1 protein-coding gene is annotated in these 314 nt (G+C 43.3%); it reads right to left on the bottom strand.

The window, feature by feature from the left end:
• A partial coding sequence (locus AAEY93_RS20405; RefSeq protein ID WP_351079462.1) for an IS1595 family transposase occupies positions 1–314 on the bottom strand: 314 nt, incomplete at both ends.

Here is a 314-nt window from a genome sequence, read left to right as displayed (position 1 = left end):
TTCACAGCCTGCATAGCAATAAATCCAGCTCTTTTTCCTTTGCTTTCAACGGCAACTAAAACAGGTGTTTTACCTCCAGCTCCACGTCCACGCTTGCCCTTGCTTTTGCCACCCACTAACGCATCATCAATTTCAATGACCCCTGACAGTCTATATAAGCTGTCTCTATGGCCCATAGCTGTTCTCAGCTTGCTTAATATCAAACGTGCCGTTCGCCAATTAACTTCAATGTGCTTGCTCAGTCTTAATGCTGAAATACTGCCTTTATCTGAGCCTAAAAAGTAGATAGCCCAAAACCACTTAGTGATAGGAAT

This window comes from Shewanella sp. CAL98-MNA-CIBAN-0140 (assembly GCF_040309905.1).
GTDB lineage: Bacteria > Pseudomonadota > Gammaproteobacteria > Enterobacterales > Shewanellaceae > Shewanella > Shewanella psychromarinicola.
The sequence above is the reverse complement of the archived record's forward strand: the minus strand, read 5'-3'. Positions and strand labels throughout refer to the sequence as shown.